The sequence below is a fragment of the Nocardia sp. NPDC058497 genome (assembly GCF_042720195.1).
Classification (GTDB): domain Bacteria; phylum Actinomycetota; class Actinomycetes; order Mycobacteriales; family Mycobacteriaceae; genus Nocardia.
This window is the reverse complement of the sequence record NZ_JBHXMY010000513.1, coordinates 1-4,215: the sequence shown is the minus strand read 5'-3', so window position 1 is coordinate 4,215 and position 4,215 is coordinate 1. Positions and strand designations below refer to the sequence as shown.

The 4,215-nt window shown below is 68.9% G+C and carries 5 protein-coding genes and 1 pseudogene; 2 read left to right on the top strand and 4 right to left on the bottom strand.

Annotated elements, in window-relative coordinates:
• On the top strand, positions 1-882 hold an 882-nt coding region (locus tag ACFWPJ_RS26140; RefSeq protein WP_378855118.1), incomplete at its 5' end, for a DUF3533 domain-containing protein.
• A gap of 75 nt (positions 883-957) precedes the next feature.
• Positions 958-2,424: an ATP-binding protein gene (locus ACFWPJ_RS26135; protein WP_378855116.1), complete on the top strand. Its 1,467-nt coding sequence runs from the start codon at positions 958-960 to the stop codon at positions 2,422-2,424.
• 13 nt (positions 2,425-2,437) lie between these two features.
• Here the strand turns inward: ACFWPJ_RS26135 and ACFWPJ_RS26130 are convergent, their stop codons facing one another.
• The 4 genes and pseudogenes from ACFWPJ_RS26130 to ACFWPJ_RS26115 form a co-directional block, all read right to left on the bottom strand.
• Complete coding sequence (locus ACFWPJ_RS26130; RefSeq protein WP_378855114.1) at positions 2,438-2,620, bottom strand: helix-turn-helix domain-containing protein; 183 nt, start codon at positions 2,618-2,620, stop codon at positions 2,438-2,440.
• Positions 2,617-2,874 carry a hypothetical protein gene (locus ACFWPJ_RS26125; protein WP_378855112.1) on the bottom strand — a complete coding sequence of 86 codons (258 nt, stop codon included), beginning with the start codon at positions 2,872-2,874 and terminating at the stop codon, positions 2,617-2,619. The genes ACFWPJ_RS26130 and ACFWPJ_RS26125 overlap by 4 nt, the downstream gene beginning before the upstream one ends.
• Positions 2,875-2,985: 111 nt before the next feature.
• Positions 2,986-3,747 carry an ESX secretion-associated protein EspG gene (locus ACFWPJ_RS26120; RefSeq protein ID WP_378855110.1) on the bottom strand — a complete coding sequence of 254 codons (762 nt, stop codon included), beginning with the start codon at positions 3,745-3,747 and terminating at the stop codon, positions 2,986-2,988.
• A gap of 24 nt (positions 3,748-3,771) precedes the next feature.
• Positions 3,772-4,215 (bottom strand): annotated as a pseudogene (locus ACFWPJ_RS26115) (hypothetical protein); the annotation flags it as partial.

The window sequence follows — 4,215 nt, the reverse complement described above, 5'->3', positions numbered from 1 at the left end:
GGCCCGTACGCCGCGGGCATCGTGAACCGCATCGGCGCGCGCTCGATGACCGAGGTGAACGCACAGGTCGGACAGCAACTCACCCAGCGGGTCCGCGACACACTCGCCGCGACGCCGCAAGGCACGCCCGCGCCGCAGATCTCCGGCGCCGCCCAACTGACGCTAGCTCAGCCGATCCAGATGGTCGAGCAGGACTGGCGACCGCTGAGCAAGGACGCGGGTATGGGCTTGACCGCCTTCTTCTACGCGCTGCTGATCCTGATGGCGGGCGTGGTCGGCGCGATGGTCATCCACACCATGGTCGACGCGCAGCTGGGTTTCCAGCCCACCGACTACGGCCCCTGGTATGTGCACTATCCGCCGACGCCGATCTCGCGCTCGCGCACCTTGCTGATCAAATGGGGCGTGATGGTCCTCGTGGCCGTCGTGATCTCGGCACTCTATCTGCTGATAGCGAAGATCTTGGGAGTCTCCGGCGACCACTCGACGCAGCTGTTCTTGTTCTCGGTGCTGGCCCTGATCGCGGTCGGCCTGACGTGTCTGGCTTCGCTGGCCGCCTTCGGCACCGCGGGCCTGCTGATCAACCTGGCCGTTTTCGTCATCCTGGGACTGCCCTCGTCCAGTGGCACCGTCCCGATCCAGGCGATCCCCACCTACATCTCCTGGCTGGCCGAGTTCGAGCCGATGCACCAGGTCTACCTGGGCGTGCGCTCGATCCTGTACTTCGAATCCGACTACACCGCCGGTCTGGGCCGGGGGATCTGGATGTCGCTGCTCGGGCTGCTCATTGCCCTCGTCGGCGGCGTCGCCGTCACCAAGTACTACGACTACAGGGGCCTGCACCGGGAGAACCTGCTCGACAGGAAGAAGACCGCGGCCTGACCTACCCGACGCACCGCGGGAACACACCTTTGTAGAGGTACAGTTTATATAACTACACACCTACAAGGAGATGTCATGGAGAAGCCCCGTGACATGTTCGATCGAGACCATGAGTGGTCAGCACTGACGCGGTTCATCGAGGACGGGCAGTCGGGAGCCACACTCGGTGTGGTGTCGGGTCGCCGGCGGCAAGGCAAGACCTTCCTGCTCGAGGCGGCGGTTCGGGCCGCCGGCGGGTTCTACTTCGGCGCCACCGAGGCGGCCGACGCGGAGTCGCTGCGCAGGATCGGCGAAGCACTGACCGAGCATGTGCGCCCAGCCAGCCCGTACCACTTCCACCACTGGTCGGAAGTGGTCGACGTACTTCTCGAGCTCGGCGCGAATCGTCCGGTTCCCGTGGTGATCGACGAGTTTCCCTTTCTCGCGCGGGCGAACTCCGAGTTGCCGTCGGTGATCCAAGACGCCTACCGCCCGCTGCGCGAACAGCGAATGAACTCACGCACCCGATTGCTGCTGTGCGGATCGGCGATGTCGTTCATGGGGCGGCTGCTCTCTGGCAACGCGCCGCTGCGCGGGCGTGCGGGCCTCGAACTCGTCGTGCATCCACTCGACTATCGGGCCGCTGCCACCTTCTGGGACATCGACGATCCCCGGCTGGCGGTCTCGGTGCACGCCATCGTCGGGGGAACACCCGCCTATCGGCGGGATTTCGCCCGGGGTGACTCGCCCGCGAGCTGGGCGGATTTCGACAACTGGGTCACCAGGACAGTCCTGAACCCGGAAACCCCGCTGTTCCGCGAACCCCGCTACCTGCTCGCGGAGGAACCCGATCTCCGCGACCGCGGCTTGTATCTGTCAGTCCTGGCCGCGGTCGCCACCGGCAACGCGACGCGCGGCGGCATGGCGGCCTATCTCGAACGGAAGGCGACCGACATCGCCCACCCGATCACCGTTCTCGAAGACGTCGGACTACTGCACCGCGACGCTGACGCGTTCCGCGACAATCGATCCACCTACCGCATCGCCGAACCCCTGATCACCTTCTACCAGTCGATCATGCGACCGGTGTGGGCCCAGCTGGAACGGCCAGGCAGCGCCACTCGGGTGTGGCAAGGCAGCAGGCACCGGTTCGCGAGCAACGTCGTCGGCCCCCATTTCGAACAGCTCTGCCGCGACTGGGCACTGCATTTCGCCGACCCGAACCTGTTCGCCGGCCTGCCCGCCCGCGTCGGTCACGGCGCGGTGCACGACCCGAGCACCCGCACAACGCAGGAGATCGACGTCGCGCTCATCGGCATCGCCGACAACGCGAAGCCACCCTTGCTGGCGATCGGCGAGGCGAAATGGAACGACACGATCGGCGCCGGACACATCGACCGCCTACGCCGAATCCGCGAAACCATCACGGCCAACGGCAAATTCGACACCACACACACCCGACTGCTGCTCTTCAGCGGCGCCGGATTCAACGACAGGGCGCGCGCGGCCGCTGCCGAATCCGGCGATATCGTCCTGGTCGACCTGGCGACTCTGTATCGGTAGTCGCCGGGTCGGCTCATGCGCTGGCACGCAACGTGATCTCCAGATGCCGTCCGACAGCGGTAGCCAGGCGCTCGAGCATGTCCATCGTCGGCATCCGACCACCACCCTCGATGCGGGCGACTGTGGGCTGCGTGGTGCCCATGCGCCGGGCCAACTCGGCCTGGGTCAGTCCAGCCGCGGTACGGGCGCGGCTCACGCCGTCTTGGGGTTACGCGACCGTGGACCACCCCAGAGCGCTTCGATCAGCTCCGCTCGCGCCGCTTCGATCTCCGCAGGCGAGACCGGGCCGTACTCGGAGTCCAGAACGTCTCCCAGCTCGCGGAGCTCGTCCATCGCATCACGATGGCGAACAGCCTCGGTGACGTAGGCCGACACGCCGCGTTCGTCGGCCCGCTCGCGGATCGATTCGAGCAGGTCGACGGGCAGGGTGATGGTGGCCTTGCGTGCCATATATCAAGCATGGCACAGAGAAACCGCTGCTCGCTGGGCCTTGGCGTTTGGGGCCGACGGTCGACGACCGGCTGCGCCACCCCGAGGCAGGCAGGCCGGCCAGAGCGGGTGTCACCAATCGGCGGGTTCGGATTCGCGGAGGCGGCGGTGGGCGCGGTCGATCCAGTCGGTGAAGCCGGTGGTGAGGTCGGCGGTGGTGGCGGGGCGGACGGTGACGCGGTCGGGGGTGCGGCGTTGCAGGTAGCGGCCGTCGGCGGTGATGTCGATCCATTGGGTGGCGAACCACGGGGCGGGGCGGTCGAGGATGTGGCCGGTGAACAGGCGGGCGTAGCCGCTGCCGTCGATCGGGCGTCTGGTGAGGGCCTCGTATTGTTCCCTCGGCGTGCGGGCGGCGTAGGACGGTGGGGTGGCGGGGGAACGCAGGTCCGCGGCGGCGACGGAGAGGGGCTGGTGGGTGCCGGGTGCGCAGGTGGGGACGCGGCCGGCGAGGCGCTGCGGTAGCTGGGCGGCGGGGACTAGGCGGCCGTGGATCGGGCCGTCGACGTCGTCGACCGTGGCCTGGGCCAGCACCACGGCGTGCTGATGGTTTTGCGCGCCGACGATGCGGTATTCGCGCAGGGCGCCCTGGTCGGTCGCGGTCGAGCCGCCGCGGATCTCGATGCGGAACTGGCCGAAGGTCAGCGTGTGCAACGCCAGCCGGATCAGTTCGCGCTCCTCATCATCGAGCGCGGCGCGGACCCTGGCTCGATTCGCCTCGTACTCGTCGAGCGTGCGGTACTTGCTCAGGAAATGCAGCGGGCGCGGGAAGCGATCGATGCCGTCGCTGTACCACAGAGCCGCGAAATCATCTGGCTCCCAGACCCATTCGGCCATGGTGAGGTAATACTCCTGGTTCGCTCAGTGCTGTTGGGGCTGGGTGGGAGCGGCTGGTGCCGCGGCCGGCGCGTCGGCGCCGATCACGCCGCCCGCGAGGGTCCTCGGCTGCTCACCGAGTAGTTCCTCGGTGTTCTCCGCCGTGATCAGGTAGTCGGGGATCTTGTGCTCGTCCTCGTCGTCGCCACCGCGGCCGCGGCCCGCGCCCGGCGCGCCCATCATGCCCGGCATGCCGGTGCGGCCCGCGCTCGCTGCCGCCGCTCCGATGCCCGCGGTGCCGGGTACACCGGCGACCGGGGCGCCGGCGACACTGCGGCCGGGGCTCGGCGCCGAAAGCCCGGTACCGGGTGATCCGGCCCCGCCGCCCCCCCCGCCCCCGGGGCCCCCCCCCGGGGGCACCGGCGGGCGCGGGGTGGCGGCCCCGGGCCGTCCCCGCCCGGGGGGGGGCGAGCCCGGGGGGGGGGGGCC

What these genes read in the sequence shown, in the direction of transcription:
- ACFWPJ_RS26135 (WP_378855116.1), top strand. Translation starts at nt 958, where the DNA reads ATGGAGAAGCCCCGTGACATGTTCGATCGAGACCATGAGTGGTCAGCA.
- ACFWPJ_RS26125 (WP_378855112.1), bottom strand. Translation starts at nt 2,874, where the DNA reads ATGGCACGCAAGGCCACCATCACCCTGCCCGTCGACCTGCTCGAATCG.
- ACFWPJ_RS26120 (WP_378855110.1), bottom strand. Translation starts at nt 3,747, where the DNA reads ATGGCCGAATGGGTCTGGGAGCCAGATGATTTCGCGGCTCTGTGGTAC.